General features: G+C 51.4%; 16 protein-coding genes and 1 pseudogene. 16 read left to right on the forward strand and 1 reads right to left on the reverse strand.

The genetic code is table 11. The features are described 5' to 3' along the window. The first annotated feature begins 4 nt into the window (after positions 1-4). Positions 5-793, forward strand: coding sequence for an endonuclease VIII (gene nei / locus ACF2G4_RS01590; RefSeq protein WP_409075400.1), 789 nt, complete (start codon positions 5-7; stop codon positions 791-793). 59 nt (positions 794-852) lie between these two features. Here nei and ACF2G4_RS01595 read toward each other — a convergent pair whose 3' ends face one another. Continuing rightward, positions 853-2,136, reverse strand: a complete 1,284-nt coding sequence (locus ACF2G4_RS01595; protein ID WP_215847327.1) for a citrate synthase — start codon at positions 2,134-2,136, stop codon at positions 853-855. A gap of 632 nt (positions 2,137-2,768) precedes the next feature. On the opposite strand from ACF2G4_RS01595, the gene sdhC reads away from it, so the two are divergent. The 15 genes and pseudogenes from sdhC to tolR all read left to right on the forward strand — a co-directional run bounded on the left by sdhC (position 2,769) and on the right by tolR (position 17,825). After that, positions 2,769-3,158 carry a succinate dehydrogenase cytochrome b556 subunit gene (gene sdhC, locus ACF2G4_RS01600; protein ID WP_215847326.1) on the forward strand — a complete coding sequence of 130 codons (390 nt, stop codon included), beginning with the start codon at positions 2,769-2,771 and terminating at the stop codon, positions 3,156-3,158. After that, on the forward strand, positions 3,152-3,499 hold the full coding sequence (sdhD, locus tag ACF2G4_RS01605; protein ID WP_215847325.1) for a succinate dehydrogenase membrane anchor subunit: 348 nt from the start codon (positions 3,152-3,154) through the stop codon (positions 3,497-3,499). Before sdhC ends, sdhD begins: the two co-directional genes overlap by 7 nt. Continuing rightward, on the forward strand, positions 3,500-5,266 hold the full coding sequence (gene sdhA, locus ACF2G4_RS01610; protein WP_215847324.1) for a succinate dehydrogenase flavoprotein subunit: 1,767 nt from the start codon (positions 3,500-3,502) through the stop codon (positions 5,264-5,266). A gap of 17 nt (positions 5,267-5,283) precedes the next feature. After that, positions 5,284-6,000, forward strand: coding sequence for a succinate dehydrogenase iron-sulfur subunit (locus ACF2G4_RS01615; protein ID WP_215847323.1), 717 nt, complete (start codon positions 5,284-5,286; stop codon positions 5,998-6,000). Between the two features lie 207 nt (positions 6,001-6,207). Next, positions 6,208-9,015: a 2-oxoglutarate dehydrogenase E1 component gene (gene sucA / locus ACF2G4_RS01620; protein ID WP_243078328.1), complete on the forward strand. Its 2,808-nt coding sequence runs from the start codon at positions 6,208-6,210 to the stop codon at positions 9,013-9,015. 15 nt (positions 9,016-9,030) lie between these two features. Then, a complete protein-coding gene (gene odhB, locus ACF2G4_RS01625; RefSeq protein ID WP_409075401.1) occupies positions 9,031-10,251 on the forward strand; it encodes a 2-oxoglutarate dehydrogenase complex dihydrolipoyllysine-residue succinyltransferase in 1,221 nt (406 codons plus the stop codon). Positions 10,252-10,319: 68 nt separating this feature from the next. Then, positions 10,320-11,486 carry an ADP-forming succinate--CoA ligase subunit beta gene (sucC, locus tag ACF2G4_RS01630; protein WP_215847321.1) on the forward strand — a complete coding sequence of 389 codons (1,167 nt, stop codon included), beginning with the start codon at positions 10,320-10,322 and terminating at the stop codon, positions 11,484-11,486. Then, positions 11,486-12,361: a succinate--CoA ligase subunit alpha gene (gene sucD, locus ACF2G4_RS01635; protein ID WP_215847320.1), complete on the forward strand. Its 876-nt coding sequence runs from the start codon at positions 11,486-11,488 to the stop codon at positions 12,359-12,361. Before sucC ends, sucD begins: the two co-directional genes overlap by 1 nt. A 613-nt stretch (positions 12,362-12,974) precedes the next feature. Further along, positions 12,975-14,546, forward strand: coding sequence for a cytochrome ubiquinol oxidase subunit I (gene cydA, locus ACF2G4_RS01640; protein WP_409075402.1), 1,572 nt, complete (start codon positions 12,975-12,977; stop codon positions 14,544-14,546). 11 nt (positions 14,547-14,557) lie between these two features. Continuing rightward, positions 14,558-15,697 (forward strand): cytochrome d ubiquinol oxidase subunit II, encoded by a 1,140-nt coding sequence (cydB, locus tag ACF2G4_RS01645; RefSeq protein ID WP_332624841.1) that lies wholly within the window; start codon positions 14,558-14,560, stop codon positions 15,695-15,697. A 15-nt stretch (positions 15,698-15,712) separates the two neighbouring features. Next, the gene (cydX, locus tag ACF2G4_RS01650) at positions 15,713-15,826 is read left to right on the forward strand and encodes a cytochrome bd-I oxidase subunit CydX (protein ID WP_215847318.1); all 114 of its coding nucleotides are present in this window, start codon (positions 15,713-15,715) and stop codon (positions 15,824-15,826) included. A gap of 32 nt (positions 15,827-15,858) precedes the next feature. Further along, positions 15,859-16,096 (forward strand): annotated as a pseudogene (locus ACF2G4_RS01655) (cyd operon YbgE family protein). Positions 16,097-16,292: 196 nt separating this feature from the next. Next, positions 16,293-16,697: a tol-pal system-associated acyl-CoA thioesterase gene (gene ybgC, locus ACF2G4_RS01660; RefSeq protein ID WP_215847317.1), complete on the forward strand. Its 405-nt coding sequence runs from the start codon at positions 16,293-16,295 to the stop codon at positions 16,695-16,697. Next, positions 16,694-17,380, forward strand: coding sequence for a Tol-Pal system protein TolQ (gene tolQ, locus ACF2G4_RS01665; RefSeq protein ID WP_215847316.1), 687 nt, complete (start codon positions 16,694-16,696; stop codon positions 17,378-17,380). Before ybgC ends, tolQ begins: the two co-directional genes overlap by 4 nt. A gap of 13 nt (positions 17,381-17,393) precedes the next feature. After that, positions 17,394-17,825 carry a colicin uptake protein TolR gene (gene tolR, locus ACF2G4_RS01670; RefSeq protein WP_215848318.1) on the forward strand — a complete coding sequence of 144 codons (432 nt, stop codon included), beginning with the start codon at positions 17,394-17,396 and terminating at the stop codon, positions 17,823-17,825. Positions 17,826-17,840: the final 15 nt, after the last annotated feature.

Genomic DNA, 17,840 nt, shown 5'->3' on the forward strand with positions numbered 1-17,840 from the left:
ATAAATGCCAGAAGGACCGGAGATCCGCCGTGTGGCGGATCAGCTTGAAACAGCCATTGTCGGGCAACCGTTAACGGATGTCTGGTTTGCCTTTCCTGAGCTGAAAACCTACGAACCGTCGCTGCTCGGTGAGCAGGTACAGGCGATTGAAACGCGGGGTAAAGCGTTGCTGACGCATTTCAGCAATGGCTTAACGCTTTACAGTCACAATCAGCTTTATGGCGTCTGGCGTATTGTCTTACCTGAAAGCCAGCCAGAAACGAAACGGCAACTGCGGGTTCGATTGGCTACCGCCGAGCATGCGATTTTGCTCTATAGCGCGTCAGATATTGAACTGCTAAATGCGGATACGCTCGCCAGCCATCCCTTTTTGAATCGCATTGGCCCGGATGTGCTCGACAGCACGTTGACGGTGGAAGAAGTCAAACAACGGCTACTTTCACCGCGCTTCAGCCGCCGACAGTTCAGTGGATTGTTACTGGATCAAGCCTTTCTTGCCGGGTTGGGTAACTACCTTCGGGTTGAAATTTTGTGGTTAGCAGAACTGTTGCCGCAGCATCGGGCACATTCATTAAGCGAAGCACAGCTGACAGCATTCAGCGAGGCGCTGTTATCGGTACCACGTCACGCTTATCGCATGCGAGGAACGATGAAAAAATATCACTCTGAAGCGGCTTTTCGCTTCGAAGTGTTTCATCGGCAGGGCAAGAAATGTCGGCGTTGCGGAACACTGATTGAGAAGGGAACGCTGTCGTCCAGACCCTTTTACTGGTGTCCGGGCTGTCAGGTTTAGCCTGAACGCGTCATAAAAAAAGCGGGGAAATCCCCGCTTTTTTTACTGTTTAAAAGAAATTATTTTTCCAGCTGCGAGTTAAATTCGCGCTCAGTGTAACCGGTGTAAAGCTGACGCGGACGCGCAATTTTCATGCCTTCGTCGTGCATCTCTTTCCAGTGAGCAATCCAGCCAACAGTACGCGCCATGGCGAAGATCACGGTAAACATTGAAGATGGAATCCCCATCGCTTTCAGAATAATACCGGAGTAGAAGTCCACGTTTGGATAGAGTTTGCGCTCGATAAAGTACGGGTCGTTCAGCGCAATGTGCTCCAGCTCCATCGCCACTTCCAGCAGATCATCTTTCATACCCAGTTCATTCAAGACTTCATGACAGGTTTCACGCATCACGGTTGCGCGTGGGTCATAGTTTTTGTAAACACGATGACCAAAGCCCATCAGGCGGAAAGAGTCATTCTTATCTTTCGCACGACGAACGAACTCAGGAATATGCTCAACGGTGCTGATCTCTTCCAGCATACGCAGACACGCTTCGTTAGCCCCGCCATGAGCAGGCCCCCACAACGATGCGATACCCGCCGCGATACAGGCAAAGGGGTTAGCGCCAGACGAACCGGCAGTACGCACGGTTGATGTTGAAGCGTTTTGCTCATGGTCAGCATGCAGAATCAGAATGCGGTCCATTGCGCGCTCCAGTACAGGATTGACCTTGTACTCTTCGCATGGCGTTGCAAACATCATATGCAGGAAGTTCCCGGCATATGACAGATCATTGCGTGGATAAACAAACGGCTGCCCGATCGAATATTTGTAGCACATCGCTGCCATGGTCGGCATTTTTGACAGCAGACGGAAAGCTGCAATTTCACGGTGACGCTCAATATTAACATCCAGTGAATCGTGATAAAACGCGGCTAGCGCGCCAGTCACACCGCACATTACGGCCATCGGATGCGAATCGCGACGGAAGCCGTGGAACAGGCGGTTAATTTGTTCGTGAATCATGGTGTGGCGGGTAACCGTGGTGCGGAACTCGTCAAACTGTTGCTTCGTCGGTGCTTCGCCATTCAGCAGGATGTAGCACACTTCCAGATAATTCGAATGGGTAGCCAACTGATCAATCGGGAAACCACGGTGCAGAAGAATACCTTCGTCACCATCGATAAAGGTAATTTTGGATTCGCATGACGCTGTAGAAGTGAAACCCGGATCGAAGGTGAATAAGCCGTTTGAGCCAAGGGTACGGACATCAACGACATCCTGGCCTAAGGTGCCTTCCAGCACGTCCAGTTCAAAAGACGTATCATCTTGTAGGGTTAGCGTCACTTTTTTATCTGTCATTTTCGTCTCCATAGCGCCTTATGTAGGTAAGGATCTTTAGACACCTGAAAAGCGTTCATGTTGCGGGTGGCAAAACTTCACAATTTCACTCTGCGTTCATAAGTCTGGTGCAGGGTACAGAGTGAGAGGCATGTTCCCGTCAGGAACCGTAAAGCCATGACATGCTGCATATCGAGGTTGTTAAAGATCCGGTCTGGACATAACTTCTTGGTAACCAATAACCTGATGCTTGTTGTGGCTCACGCTCGCAATGTTACATAACTTGAGCTTAGGGGAAAGTGTATCCCCATAACTTTTGTGCATCATAGGAGTTTATTGGGTTAGTTTGTAACTGAATTGTTTAACTATTGTCAAATCAGATAATTAAATTTGTATCAAATGTGAAAATCGTGAGTAAGATCACTGTTCAACCGAAATGTTCCCAAAGTGTTTGTAGGGGAATTGTAATCAGATTGTGATCCTCCTATACTTCGCCGAGGTCTCCGGAATTCCCTGACACCAGGAGCCACCCAGCGTTTCTACCGCGTCAATTAACACTGGATGTTGCTTTTTTGGTGACGGTTAAAGTCTGAACACGTCGCGTGATCCGACTCCGCCTCAGGACCGGAGGAAGCAAAATAAAAAAGAGCTGTGTGGGCAAAACCGTGAAAAAACAAAGACCTGTCAACTTGGATCTCTCGACGATCCGGTTTCCCGTTACTGCAATATCGTCTATTCTCCACCGCGTTACTGGCGTAATTACTTTGGTTGCGCTTGCCATTCTGCTGTGGTTACTGGGCTTGTCTCTCTCCTCTCCGGAAGGTTTCCAACACGCTGCAACCATCATGGATGGCTTCTTCGCGAAGTTCATTATGTGGGGCATTTTAACGGCGTTGGCTTACCACGCGGTGAGCGGGATTCGTCATATGTTGATGGATTTTGGTTATCTGGCTGAGACCCTGCAAGCAGGCTCGCGCTCGGCTGAGGTGGCAATTGGTATTACTGTCGTGCTTTCAATTTTGGCTGGAGTCCTCGTATGGTAAGCAATGCATCCGCGTTGGGTCGCAACGGCATTCAGGACTGGCTGCTGCTGCGGGCTTCTGCAATTCTCATTACGCTTTACATCCTCTACATACTCGGCTTTGTAGTGATGACAGACACGCTGACTTATGACATCTGGCGTGGATTCTTCGCTTCGGCCTTTACCAAAGTATTCACTCTGCTGACGCTGTTTTCCATTCTGATCCACGGTTGGATTGGCATGTGGCAAGTGTTAACTGATTACGTTAAATCAGTAGCGCAGCGTCTGGTGTTGCAATTGGTGGTCGTGGTGACGTTGTTGTCCTATGCGATTTATGGGTTTGTTGTGGTGTGGGGTGTGTAAATGAGTTTGCCAATCAGAGAGTTTGATGCCGTGGTGATCGGCGCAGGCGGCGCAGGAATGCGAGCCGCATTGCAAATCTCCCAAGCAGGCCAGAGCTGTGCCTTGCTATCTAAAGTTTTCCCGACCCGTTCCCATACCGTATCTGCGCAAGGCGGCATCACCGTCGCGCTGGGTAACACCCATGAAGATAACTGGGAATGGCATATGTACGACACCGTCAAAGGTTCCGACTATATCGGTGACCAGGACGCGATTGAATATATGTGTAAAACCGGACCTGAAGCGATTCTGGAACTGGAACACATGGGTTTACCGTTCTCGCGCCTTGAAGATGGTCGTGTCTATCAACGTCCGTTTGGCGGCCAGTCGAAGAATTTCGGTGGCGAACAAGCGGCACGTACTGCCGCCGCCGCTGACCGTACCGGTCATGCGCTGCTGCACACGCTTTACCAACAGAACCTGAAAAACAAAACCACCATCTTCTCTGAGTGGTATGCACTGGATTTGGTTAAAAATGAAGATGGCGCAGTTGTCGGTTGTACCGCAATCTGCATTGAAACGGGTGAAACCGTTTACTTCAAAGCCAAAGCTACTGTGCTGGCAACCGGTGGCGCGGGCCGTATTTATCAGTCAACCACCAATGCCCACATCAACACTGGCGACGGTGTCGGCATGGCGCTGCGCGCAGGCGTGCCGGTTCAGGATATGGAAATGTGGCAGTTCCACCCAACCGGTATTGCCGGTGCGGGTGTATTAGTGACAGAAGGTTGTCGTGGTGAAGGCGGATATCTGCTGAACAAACACGGCGAACGCTTTATGGAACGTTATGCACCTAACGCCAAAGACCTTGCGGGTCGTGATGTAGTGGCACGTTCGATGATGATTGAAATTCGTGAAGGCCGCGGCTGTGATGGTCCTTGGGGCCCACACCTTAAGCTAAAACTCGATCATTTAGGTAAAGACGTTCTTGAATCACGTCTGCCAGGCATTCTTGAGCTGTCTCGTACGTTTGCTCACGCGGATCCGGTTAAAGAGCCGATCCCAGTGATCCCAACTTGCCACTATATGATGGGCGGTATTCCGACCAAAGTAACGGGCCAGGCGCTGCGCGTGAACGAGCAGGGCGAAGATGTGGTCATTCCAGGCCTGTTTGCCGTGGGTGAAATCGCCTGCGTATCCGTGCATGGCGCTAACCGCCTCGGTGGAAACTCACTGCTCGACTTAGTGGTATTCGGTCGCGCAGCCGGTTTGCATCTGCTGGAGTCGATTGCCGAGCAGGGCGAGCTGCGTGATGCCTCTTTGGAAGAGATTGATGCAGCTATGGCGCGCTTTAATCGTTGGGAAAACAATACCACTGGCGAAGATCCGGTTGAGATTCGCAAGGCGCTGCAGCGCTGCATGCAGAACAATTTCTCGGTGTTCCGCGAAGGTGATGCGATGAAAGAAGGGCTTGCTGAGCTGAAAGTGATCCGTGAACGCCTGAAATCAGCGCGTTTGGATGACCGCTCACCAGACTTTAATACTCAACGTATTGAGTGCCTGGAGCTGGATAACCTGATGGAAACCGCTTACGCCACTGCGGTGGCAGCAAACTATCGCACCGAAAGTCGCGGTGCGCACAGTCGCTTCGACTACCCGGATCGTGATGATGAAAACTGGCTGTGCCACAGTCTTTATATCCCGCAAACCGAGAGCATGACGCGCCGTGAGGTGAACATGCAGCCGAAACTGCGCGCGGCGTTCCCGCCGAAAGTGCGTACTTATTAATTTGCGGAGAGACGATCATGAGACTCGAATTTTCAATTTATCGCTACAATCCAGACGTCGATGACAAGCCGCGCATGCAGGAATACAGCCTCGAAGCGGAAGATGGTCGCGACATGATGCTGTTGGACGCGTTAATCCGTCTGAAAGAAAAAGATCCTACTCTGGCTTTTCGCCGCTCATGCCGTGAAGGCGTGTGTGGTTCTGACGGCCTGAACATGAACGGCAAAAATGGCCTGGCTTGCATCACGCCGGTATCGGCGTTGGGCAACGGTAAAAAAACCATTGTTATTCGCCCATTGCCGGGTCTGCCGGTTGTCCGCGACCTGGTTGTGGACATGAGTCAGTTTTATGCGCAATATGAGAAAATTAAACCTTTCTTGTTGAATAATGGGGAAAATCCGCCGGCGCGCGAGCATTTACAGTCGCCGGCAGAACGTGAGCATCTGGATGGATTATACGAATGTATTCTCTGCGCCTGCTGCTCAACGTCTTGCCCATCATTCTGGTGGAATCCAGATAAATTTATTGGACCTGCCGGCCTGTTGGCAGCCTACCGCTTCCTGATTGACAGCCGCGACACCGAAACCGATGCGCGTCTCGACAATCTTAATGATGCTTTCAGTGTTTTCCGCTGTCACAGCATCATGAACTGTGTGAGCGTATGTCCTAAAGGATTGAACCCGACACGCGCTATCGGCCATATAAAGTCGATGCTGCTGCAACGCGGGGCATAAGTATTTTTATCGTCCGGGAACCTCAGGTTCCCGGACGATTTACGGAAGCCTCTGTAAACGTGGTCGTGTACTACGTTTACAAAGGTTCCCTTACGGGCCGGGCGCGCGCTGCGCACAGTGCTCGTATCGCTGAACTCACTACGGCAAACCGCGTAAGCGGCAACAAATGAAACCTCAAAAAAGCATAACAATGCTTAAGGGATCACAATGCAGAACAGCGCGATGAAACCCTGGCTGGACTCTTCCTGGCTGGCCGGCGCGAATCAGTCTTACATAGAGCAGCTCTATGAGGATTTCCTGACCGATCCTGACTCTGTCGATGCAGTGTGGCGCACGATGTTCCAACAGCTACCAGGCACCGGCGTGAAACCAGAACAGTTTCACTCCACCACGCGCGAGTATTTCCGTCGCCTGGCGAAAGATGCATCTCGTTACACCTCCTCAGTTTCCGATCCAGCAACAAACTCCAAACAAGTGAAAGTGTTGCAGTTGATAAACGCGTTTCGTTTTCGCGGTCATCAGCATGCTAATCTTGATCCGCTCGGCTTGTGGAAACAGGATCGTGTCTCCGATCTCGATCCCGCTTTTCACGATCTGACCGACGCCGATTTTCAGGAAAGCTTTAACGTAGGTTCTTTTGCCGGTGGCAAAGAAACCATGAAGCTGGCCGATCTGTTCGACGCGCTGAACCAGACCTATTGCGGCTCCATTGGTGCAGAATATATGCACATCAATAACACCGACGAGAAACGCTGGATTCAGCAGCGTCTTGAGTCAGTGGTGGGCCAGGCCTCCTTCAGCAACGAAGAGAAAAAAGGTTTCCTGAAAGAGCTGACTGCGGCAGAAGGGATGGAAAAATACCTCGGCGCGAAATTCCCTGGTGCTAAACGCTTCTCGCTGGAAGGCGGCGATGCGTTGGTTCCGATGCTGCGCGAGATGATTCGTCACGCGGGCAAAAGCGGCACGCGTGAAGTGGTGCTGGGTATGGCGCACCGTGGTCGTCTCAACGTACTGATTAACGTATTGGGTAAGAAGCCGCAGGATCTGTTTGACGAATTCGCGGGTAAACACAAAGAACACCTCGGCACCGGTGATGTGAAGTACCACATGGGCTTCTCATCAGACGTTGAAACCGAAGGCGGCTTAGTGCACCTGGCGTTGGCGTTTAACCCATCTCACCTTGAGATCGTGAGTCCTGTGGTGATGGGTTCAGTTCGTGCGCGTCTGGATCGTCTCTCCGAGCCAAGCAGCAATAAAGTGTTGCCAATCACTATTCATGGCGATGCGGCAATTATTGGCCAGGGCGTGGTGCAGGAAACCCTGAACATGTCTCAGGCGCGTGGCTACGAAGTGGGCGGTACCGTTCGCATTGTGATCAACAACCAGGTTGGCTTCACCACCTCCAATCCGAAAGATGCCCGCTCAACGCCTTATTGCACCGACATCGGTAAAATGGTGTTGGCCCCGATTTTCCACGTCAATGCTGATGATCCAGAAGCCGTCGCCTTTATTACGCGTCTGGCGTTGGATTATCGCAATACCTTCAAACGTGATGTCTTCATTGATCTGGTGTGCTATCGCCGTCATGGTCACAACGAAGCGGATGAGCCAAGCGCCACGCAGCCGTTGATGTACCAGAAAATCAAAAAGCATCCGACCCCGCGTAAAATTTATGCCGATCGCCTTGAAAGCGAAGGTGTTGCTACGCAAGAAGATGCCACCGAAATGGTGAATCTTTACCGTGACGCGCTGGATGAAGGTGAATGCGTGGTGCCGGAATGGCGTCCAATGAGCCTGCACTCCTTTACCTGGTCGCCGTATCTTAACCACGAGTGGGATGAAGCTTATCCGGCACAGGTGGATAAGAAACGCCTGCAAGAACTGGCGCGTCGTATCAGCCAGATCCCAGAAGAAGTGGAAGTTCAGTCGCGCGTTACCAAGATCTACAACGATCGCAAAGAGATGGCCGAAGGCAACAAAGCCTTTGACTGGGGCGGTGCTGAGAACCTGGCTTACGCCACGCTGGTTGATGAAGGCATTCCGGTTCGCTTATCTGGTGAAGATACTGGCCGCGGCACGTTCTTCCATCGCCATGCGGTAATTCATAACCAAGCTAACGGCTCAACCTATACGCCGCTGCATCATGTGCACAGCGGTCAGGGACAGTTCAAAGTTTGGGATTCAGTGTTATCCGAAGAAGCGGTATTGGCCTTTGAATATGGTTATGCCACCGCTGAGCCACGCATCCTGACCATTTGGGAAGCGCAGTTCGGTGACTTCGCCAACGGCGCACAGGTTGTTATCGATCAGTTCATTAGCTCCGGCGAACAGAAATGGGGCCGCATGTGTGGTCTGGTGATGCTGTTGCCGCACGGCTATGAAGGTCAAGGCCCGGAACACTCATCTGCCCGACTGGAACGTTATCTGCAACTCTGTGCTGAGCAGAACATGCAGGTTTGCGTTCCGTCAACGCCTGCGCAGGTTTACCACATGCTGCGTCGTCAGGCGCTGCGCGGTATGCGCCGTCCGCTGATCGTTATGTCACCGAAATCGCTGCTGCGTCATCCACTGGCTATTTCAACACTGGATGAATTAGCAGAAGGCAGCTTCCAACCGGCAATTGGCGAAATTGATGCGCTCGATCCGAAAGGCGTTAAACGCGTCGTGATGTGTGCCGGTAAAGTTTATTACGATCTGCTGGAGCAGCGTCGTAAAAACGAGCAGACCGATGTCGCGATTCTGCGTATCGAGCAGCTTTATCCGTTCCCGCATCAGGCAGTACAAGAAATTTTGAAAGCGTATTCCCATGTGCAGGATTTTGTCTGGTGTCAGGAGGAGCCCCTGAACCAAGGCGCCTGGTATTGCAGTCAGCATCATTTCCGCGAAGTCGTACCCTTTGGTGCAACTCTGCGTTATGCAGGCCGCCCGGCATCCGCTTCACCGGCCGTGGGTTACATGTCCGTACACCAAAAACAGCAGCAAGACCTGGTTAATGACGCGCTGAACGTTGATTAATTAAAAGGAAAGATAATGAGTAGCGTAGATATTCTCGTTCCCGACCTGCCTGAATCCGTTGCCGATGCCTCCGTGGCAACATGGCACAAGAAACCAGGCGATGCCGTCACTCGTGATGAAGTGCTGGTAGAGATCGAAACTGACAAAGTGGTACTGGAAGTGCCTGCTTCCGCCGATGGCGTTCTCGAAGCTGTACTGGAAGACGAAGGCGCAACCGTGACCTCGCGCCAGATTCTGGGGCGTTTGAAAGAGGGCAACAGTGCCGGTAAAGAAACCAGTGCCAAAGCTGACAGCAAAGAGTCCACACCGGCTCAGCGTCAGACCGCCTCACTGGAAGAAGAGAGCAATGACGCGCTCAGCCCGGCGATTCGTCGCCTGATCGCGGAACACAATTTAGATGCCTCGCAGATCAAAGGCAGCGGTGTGGGTGGTCGTCTGACACGTGAAGATGTTGAAAAACATCTGGCGAAGAAACCGGAAACCGCAAAAGCCGCTGCACCTGCTGTTGAAGCGGCCCCGCAGCAAGCTGTGGCTAACCGCAGCGAAAAACGCGTTCCGATGACGCGTCTGCGTAAGCGTGTTGCAGAGCGTCTGCTGGAAGCGAAAAACAGCACTGCGATGCTGACGACGTTCAACGAAGTGAACATGAAGCCGATCATGGATCTGCGCAAGCAGTACGGCGACGCCTTCGAGAAACGCCACGGTGTGCGTCTGGGCTTCATGTCCTTCTACATCAAAGCGGTTGTTGAAGCGCTGAAACGCTATCCAGAAGTAAATGCTTCAATTGATGGCGAAGATGTGGTTTACCACAACTACTTCGACGTCAGCATTGCGGTATCTACGCCGCGTGGTCTGGTAACGCCAGTACTGCGTGATGTTGATGCATTGAGCATGGCTGACATCGAGAAGAAAATTAAAGAGCTGGCTGTAAAAGGCCGTGACGGCAAGCTGACTGTAGATGATCTGACTGGCGGTAACTTTACCATTACCAACGGCGGCGTCTTCGGCTCGCTGATGTCCACCCCGATCATCAACCCACCACAGAGCGCGATTTTGGGCATGCATGCCATCAAAGATCGTCCGATGGCGGTAAATGGTCAGGTTGTGGTATTGCCAATGATGTATCTGGCGCTCTCCTACGATCACCGTCTGATTGATGGCCGCGAATCTGTTGGCTATCTGGTTGCGGTGAAAGAGATGCTGGAAGATCCGGCACGTCTGCTGCTGGACGTCTGATTTTCATCGGGCGCGTTACGGCGCGCCCAACCTTATTACTCTTTTCAGACCTGAATGGATAGAACATCATGAACTTACACGAATACCAGGCGAAACAGCTGTTTGCACGGTATGGCATGCCGGCACCAACGGGTTACGCCTGTACTACACCACGTGAAGCGGAAGAAGCAGCGTCTAAAATTGGCGCAGGACCGTGGGTAGTTAAATGTCAGGTTCATGCCGGTGGCCGCGGTAAAGCGGGCGGTGTGAAGTTGGTTAACAGTAAAGAAGAGATTCGTGCGTTTGCTGAACATTGGCTCGGCAAGCGTCTGGTAACTTACCAAACTGACGCTCACGGTCAGCCGGTAAACCAGATTTTGGTTGAAGCAGCAACAGACATTGATCAAGAGCTTTATTTGGGTGCCGTGGTTGACCGCGCAACCCGCAGCGTGATCTTCATGGCATCGACTGAAGGTGGCGTGGAAATCGAGAAAGTGGCGGAAGAAACCCCACACTTGATTCACAAAATGGCGCTTGATCCGTTAACCGGGCCACTGCCATATCAAGGCCGTGAGCTGGCGTTCAAACTGGGTTTGAGCGGCAAGCAAGTGAGCCAGTTCACCAAAATTTTTATGGGTCTGGCGAATCTGTTCCTGGAACGCGATCTGGCGATGGTTGAGATCAACCCACTGGTGATCACCAAACAAGGCGATTTGATCTGCCTGGATGGTAAATTGGGCGCTGATGGCAACGCACTGTTCCGTCAGCCTGAGCTGCGCGAAATGCGTGACCCAAGTCAGGAAGATCCACGTGAAGCACATGCTACGCAGTGGGAACTGAACTATGTTGCGCTGGAAGGTAACATCGGCTGTATGGTTAACGGTGCGGGCCTGGCAATGGGCACCATGGACATCGTTAAACACCACGGCGGTCAACCTGCTAACTTCCTTGATGTTGGCGGCGGCGCAACCAAAGAACGCGTTACCGAAGCCTTCAAAATCATCCTGTCTGACGATGCGGTTAAAGCCGTGTTCGTTAATATCTTCGGCGGCATTGTGCGCTGTGACCTGATTGCCGACGGCATCATTGGCGCAGTGGCTGAAGTGGGTGTGAACGTGCCAGTGGTGGTACGTCTGGAAGGTAACAACGCCGAGCTGGGCGCGCAGAAACTGGCGGACAGCGGTCTGAACATCATTGCAGCAACCAGCCTGACAGACGCGGCACAGCGTGTTGTTGCTGCTGCGGAGGGTAAATAATGTCCATTTTGATCGACAAAAACACCAAAGTTATCTGCCAGGGATTCACCGGCGGACAGGGCACATTCCACTCTGAGCAGGCGTTGGCTTATGGTACGCAACTGGTTGGCGGCGTAACGCCAGGCAAAGGCGGCACCACGCATCTCGGTTTACCGGTGTTTAACACTGTACGCGAAGCGGTTGAAGCCACGGGCGCAACTGCCACCGTGATCTACGTTCCAGCTCCGTTCTGTAAAGACGGTATCCTGGAAGCGATCGACGCGGGCATCAAACTGATCATCACCATCACTGAAGGTATCCCAACGCTGGATATGCTGACCGTGAAAGTGAAGCTGGATCAAGCTGGCGTCCGCATGATCGGACCAAACTGTCCGGGCGTGATTACTCCAGGCGAATGTAAGATCGGTATCATGCCTGGCCACATTCATCAGCCAGGCCGCGTGGGCATTGTTTCACGTTCCGGTACGCTGACTTATGAAGCGGTTAAGCAGACCACCGACATCGGTTACGGTCAGTCGACTTGCGTCGGTATCGGCGGTGACCCAATCCCAGGTTCTAACTTCATCGACATCTTGAAAATGTTCCAGGATGATCCGCAGACTGAAGCGATCGTGATGATCGGTGAAATCGGCGGCAGTGCAGAAGAAGAAGCGGCTGCATTTATCAAAGAGCATATCACCAAGCCAGTTGTAGGTTATATCGCGGGTGTGACAGCGCCTAAAGGTAAACGTATGGGCCACGCAGGTGCCATCATTGCTGGCGGTAAAGGAACGGCGGATGAGAAATTTGCCGCGCTGGAAGCAGCTGGCGTGAAAACCGTTCGCAGCCTGGCTGACATCGGCGACGCCGTCAAAGCGGTTCTGCCAGCGAAATAAACTTTAATTTTCGCGACATCAAGCCACCTTCGGGTGGCTTTTTTTGCCTTTTTAAGTTACCCGTCAAAACAGGCGATTGTTAAATGCAACCGCATGTTATTCACCTTTCCTATTTCAGTGCGCTATTAATTTTGTGCGGTTTTCATAGAGAAAACGGGCGTTAATTAAAAGGGTTAAAAGTAACACGTTTTCAAATAAATCCAATCATTACTGACACTTTTTTAACAACCAGATTACCTGACACTATTCGGAAATGTAATGCGTTAATCCAGATCAATTATTGGCGACTTATAAAAAAGTTTATTGCTGGAAAAGCGCAACGTTAAAGGCTTAAATTGCGCTGCATCAATCCAGCCTTTTATAAAAAGATTCAAACATTTGCTGAAATATGGGGTGCTATCAAATTCCCCCCACTTTTCTCACATCCGTTTAAATAATCGGCCTGTATTGACGCTTTTCAGGGTTTATAAGTCTCGTTATTCGCCTATATCAGGCAGCACTTTTACCTGTTCTGCCAATAACAAAACTGGAATTAATAATCAGTCGTTCCTGACTCTTATTTAGTGCCTTTTTACGCGGCTAAAAAGGGGTATGCGAGGAGCAAGGAGTCATTATGCTAGATATCGTCGAGCTGTCGCGTTTACAGTTTGCTTTGACGGCGATGTACCATTTCTTGTTTGTCCCTTTAACGCTGGGTATGGCGTTTCTGCTGGCAATCATGGAAACGGTCTACGTTCTCAGTGGTAAACAAATCTATAAAGATATGACCAAGTTCTGGGGCAAGTTATTTGGTATCAACTTTGCGCTCGGGGTGGCGACCGGTCTGACCATGGAGTTTCAGTTCGGGACTAACTGGTCCTACTATTCACACTATGTTGGCGATATTTTCGGGGCGCCGCTGGCCATTGAAGGTTTGATGGCATTCTTTCTGGAATCTACTTTCGTCGGCTTGTTCTTCTTTGGCTGGGATCGGCTAAGCAAAGTGCAACATCTGGCGGTCACCTGGCTGGTGGCGCTGGGATCAAACATGTCCGCCCTGTGGATCCTCGTCGCGAATGGCTGGATGCAGAATCCAATCGCCTCCGAGTTCAATTTTGAAACCATGCGTATGGAGATGCTGAGCTTCTCTGAACTGGTGTTGAATCCGGTTGCGCAGGTGAAATTCGTACATACCGTGGCGGCAGGCTATACCGCAGGCGCGATGTTCATTATGGGGATCAGCGCATGGTATCTGCTGAAAGGGCGCGATACGGCTTTTGCTAAGCGATCGTTCGCTATTGCGGCGAGCTTTGGTATGGCGGCGATATTATCCGTGATCGTATTGGGTGATGAGTCCGGGTACGAAATGGGTGACGTACAGAAAACCAAACTGGCGGCCATTGAAGCAGAATGGGAAACCCAGCCAGCGCCAGCAGCTTTTACACTGTTTGGCTTGCCTGATCAGGAAACGCAAGAAAACAAATACGCGATTCAAATTCCCTATTTGCTTGGGCTTATCGCTACACGTTCGGTGGACACGCCGGTAACAGGCCTGAAAGAGTTGCTGGTGCAACATGAAGTCCGCATTCGCAACGGCATGAAAGCCTACGCCTTGCTGAATGAGCTACGCGGCGGAAGTCAGGATCCAGCAGTACGCGAAGCCTTCAATAACAGTAAACAGGATCTGGGTTATGGCCTGCTGCTGAAGCGCTATACCGAAAACGTCGCGAATGCGACAGAAGCGCAAATTCAGAAAGCGACGCAAGATTCGATTCCACGCGTTGCGCCACTCTATTTCTCCTTCCGCATCATGGTACTCAGCGGCGTGCTCTTGTTAGGCATTATCGGGCTGTCGTTCTGGAGTGTGATTCGTAATCGCATCGGCAAAAATCGTTGGCTGTTGAAAGCGGCGCTGTATGGCATTCCGCTGCCTTGGATTGCGATCGAAGCCGGTTGGTTTGTCGCAGAATATGGGCGTCAGCCTTGGGCAATTGGTGAAGTGTTGCCAACGGCAGTCGCGAATTCCTCTCTGACCGTCGGCGATCTTTTGTTCTCAATGATTTTGATTTGCGGTCTGTACACACTGTTCCTGGTGGCCGAAATGTATTTGATGTTCAAGTTTGCGCGACTAGGGCCAAGCAGCCTGAAAACCGGACGTTATCACCATGAAGAAATGACAACTCTTTCTCAGCCGGTGCGTGGATAAGGAGAACAACCATGTTTGATTACGAAGTTCTACGCTTTGTCTGGTGGCTGCTGATTGGCATCTTGCTGATTGGATTCGCTGTTGCCGACGGCTTTGATATGGGCGTGGGCATGTTAACGCGGGTGTTAGGCCGCACTGATACCGAACGGCGCATCATGATTAACAGCATTGCCCCCCATTGGGATGGCAACCAGGTTTGGTTGATCACTGCAGGCGGCGCGCTGTTTGCTGCGTGGCCGATGGTTTATGCCGCTGCGTTTTCTGGTTTCTATGTCGCGATGATCCTGGTGCTGGCGTCGTTGTTCTTCCGGCCGGTAGGTTTTGATTACCGTTCGAAAATAGAAGATATGCGCTGGCGTGGTATGTGGGATTGGGGCATTTTCATCGGCAGTTTTGTACCGCCGTTGGTGATTGGTGTGGCTTTCGGCAATCTGCTGCAAGGCGTGCCGTTCCATGCAGATGAATATCTGCGCCTGTTTTATACGGGTAATTTCTTCCAGCTACTTAATCCGTTCGGCCTGTTGGCGGGTGTGATCAGTGTGGCAATGATTCTGGTGCAAGGTGCCACTTACTTGCAAATGCGCACCACCGGTGAACTGCATGTACGCTCACGCGCTGCTGCGCAGATAGCCGCGCTGGTGATGATGGTCTGTTTCGTGCTCGCCGGCCTGTGGGTGAAATACGGTATCGACGGATATGTAGTGAAGAGCCTCATTGATCATCATGCAGCGTCTAATCCGTTGGGTAAAACAGTGGTGCGCGAAGCGGGGGCGTGGATGGTTAACTTTGAAAGCATGCCGACGTTGTGGTTGTTCCCATTACTGGGCGTGTTGCTGCCTCTGTTGACGATTATTTTTTCACGCCTTGAGAAAGGTGCATGGGCATTTATCTTCTCCTCGCTGACATTAGCGTGCGTGATCATGACTGCAGGTATTGCGATGTTCCCGTTCATTATGCCTTCCAGCACGGTGCCGGACATCAGCCTAACCCTTTGGGATGCCACATCCAGCTTGCTGACACTGAAAATTATGACTTTCGCCGCGGCCATTTTTGTTCCGTTGATCCTCGCGTATACCGCCTGGTGTTACTACAAAATGTTTGGTCGCATTACCAAAGAACACATCGAGAGCAACACGCACTCGCTGTATTGAGTAAGGAGACGACGCATGTGGTATTTTGCCTGGATTCTCGGCACGCTGCTGGCTTGCGCCTTTGGAATCATCACCGCGCTGGCGATTGAGCATATAGAAGAGCGTGCTGCAGAAGACGATCACGCCTGATGTGCCAGCTGAGTCGGACGTTATAGCGTCTAATAGACAAGGGCCCGTTTCGGGCCCTTTCTTGAATACTGGCTTTGCTGTTAGCCGGATGTGTGAGGTGGGCGCCTTCGCGCTTCGCAGCAGGTGCCCATCATGAGGCACGTTTTTTTGATGATTTGGGCGGTTTGCACGGTGGTTAATCACGGTATCGATTTTCGTCCCAGCCAAACCCGTTGGCAGGCGCTATTTTCACCCTTACCGGCATGGGTTATATCATTCCTTTCCTTTTAGCCCATTTATCGCTGGCTTTTCTAAGCAAAATCGAAGCTGGCGGTGATTATTTGTCAGCATTTGGTCAATAAACCTCCCTTAAATAGTTCCGATTGTTACGGACTGATAATTATTTTCTCTTGGCTCTGGACACCCATTCCAAACCCGAATTGTCTTGCGTATAGTAGCAACGTTTAAAACGAGGCCGGGATGTAGAGTGAGTACAACGCTGTTTCGCTGGCCGGTTCGGGTCTACTACGAAGACACCGATGCCGGTGGTGTGGTTTATCACGCCAGCTATATCGCTTTTTATGAACGAGCACGTACCGAAATGTTGCGTCAGCATCATTTCAATCAGCAGGTGCTGTTAGAACAGCAGATTGCTTTTGTGGTGCGGCGTATGACGGTGGACTATCTTTCGGCGGCACGTCTTGATGATCTTCTTGAAATTCAAAGTGAAGTGACTTCAATGACGCGAGCGACGATGACGTTCACGCAACGTATCGTGAATGCAGAAGGTAAAGTGCTCAATGAAGCAGAAGTCCTGATTGCCTGCATAAACCCACATCTAATGAAGCCGATTGCGCTTCCCAAGTCTATTGTCGCGGAGTTCAAGCAGTGACTGACATGAACATTCTTGATTTGTTCCTGAAGGCGAGCCTTCTGGTCAAACTTATCATGTTGATTTTGATCGGCTTTTCGATTGCCTCTTGGGCGATCATCATTCAGCGTACACGTATTTTGAACGCGGCGGGGCGCGAAGCAGAAGCGTTTGAAGATAAATTCTGGTCCGGTATTGAGCTTTCTCGCCTGTATCAGGAAAGTCAGGGCCGCCGTGATGAACTCTCTGGATCCGAGCAAATTTTTTATTCGGGTTTCAAAGAGTTTGCGCGCCTGCATCGGGTAAATAGTCATGCACCTGAAGCGGTCATTGAAGGGGCTGGCCGTGCTATGCGTATTTCTATGAACCGTGAATTAGAGTCGCTGGAAAATCACATTCCTTTCTTGGGTACCGTGGGTTCAATCAGCCCTTATATCGGCCTGTTCGGGACTGTTTGGGGGATCATGCATGCCTTTATCGCCTTGGGTGCGGTGAAGCAGGCAACCCTGCAAATGGTTGCGCCGGGTATCGCAGAAGCGTTGATCGCTACAGCAATCGGCTTGTTCGCTGCAATCCCTGCGGTGATGGCTTTTAACCGACTCAATCAGCGCGTCAACAAACTGGAGCAGAACTACGACAACTTTATGGAAGAGTTCACCGCCATCCTGCATCGCCAGGCATTCTCCAGCGAAAGCGCTAAGTAAATAGAGGTTAATGATGGCCAGAGTGCGTGGTCGCGGTGGTCGCCGCGAACTGAAGTCGGAAATCAACATTGTTCCGCTGCTGGACGTCCTGCTGGTGCTGCTGCTGATTTTTATGGCGACGGCACCCATTATTACCCAGAGCGTGGAAGTGGATTTACCGGATGCAACGGATTCGAAAACCGTCTCCAGCGATGATAATCCGCCCGTAATTGTTGAAGTGTCAGGCGTCGGTCAATACAGCCTCGTGGTGGATCACGATCGCATGGAACAATTGCCGCCTGAGCAGGTGATCAGTGAAGCGCAGCGTCGACTGGAATCCAATCCAAAGACCGTGTTTTTGATCGGGGGTGCGAAAGAAGTGCCTTACGACGAAATCATCAAAGCGCTTAATCTGCTGCACCAAGCGGGTGTTAAATCTGTCGGTTTGATGACGCAGCCGATTTAAAATCGAACCGTTTTT

Origin of the sequence: Pantoea phytostimulans (assembly GCF_046118715.1) — a bacterium.
Taxonomy (GTDB): domain Bacteria; phylum Pseudomonadota; class Gammaproteobacteria; order Enterobacterales; family Enterobacteriaceae; genus Pantoea; species Pantoea phytostimulans.

Excerpts from the sequence above, each read along its gene's own strand:
- nei (WP_409075400.1), top strand. The coding sequence starts at position 5 with ATGCCAGAAGGACCGGAGATCCGCCGTGTGGCGGATCAGCTTGAAACA.
- ACF2G4_RS01595 (WP_215847327.1), bottom strand. The coding sequence starts at position 2,136 with ATGACAGATAAAAAAGTGACGCTAACCCTACAAGATGATACGTCTTTT.
- sdhD (WP_215847325.1), top strand. The coding sequence starts at position 3,152 with ATGGTAAGCAATGCATCCGCGTTGGGTCGCAACGGCATTCAGGACTGG.
- sdhA (WP_215847324.1), top strand. The coding sequence starts at position 3,500 with ATGAGTTTGCCAATCAGAGAGTTTGATGCCGTGGTGATCGGCGCAGGC.
- ACF2G4_RS01615 (WP_215847323.1), top strand. The coding sequence starts at position 5,284 with ATGAGACTCGAATTTTCAATTTATCGCTACAATCCAGACGTCGATGAC.
- sucA (WP_243078328.1), top strand. The coding sequence starts at position 6,208 with ATGCAGAACAGCGCGATGAAACCCTGGCTGGACTCTTCCTGGCTGGCC.
- odhB (WP_409075401.1), top strand. The coding sequence starts at position 9,031 with ATGAGTAGCGTAGATATTCTCGTTCCCGACCTGCCTGAATCCGTTGCC.
- sucC (WP_215847321.1), top strand. The coding sequence starts at position 10,320 with ATGAACTTACACGAATACCAGGCGAAACAGCTGTTTGCACGGTATGGC.
- sucD (WP_215847320.1), top strand. The coding sequence starts at position 11,486 with ATGTCCATTTTGATCGACAAAAACACCAAAGTTATCTGCCAGGGATTC.
- cydA (WP_409075402.1), top strand. The coding sequence starts at position 12,975 with ATGCTAGATATCGTCGAGCTGTCGCGTTTACAGTTTGCTTTGACGGCG.
- cydB (WP_332624841.1), top strand. The coding sequence starts at position 14,558 with ATGTTTGATTACGAAGTTCTACGCTTTGTCTGGTGGCTGCTGATTGGC.
- cydX (WP_215847318.1), top strand. The coding sequence starts at position 15,713 with ATGTGGTATTTTGCCTGGATTCTCGGCACGCTGCTGGCTTGCGCCTTT.
- tolR (WP_215848318.1), top strand. The coding sequence starts at position 17,394 with ATGGCCAGAGTGCGTGGTCGCGGTGGTCGCCGCGAACTGAAGTCGGAA.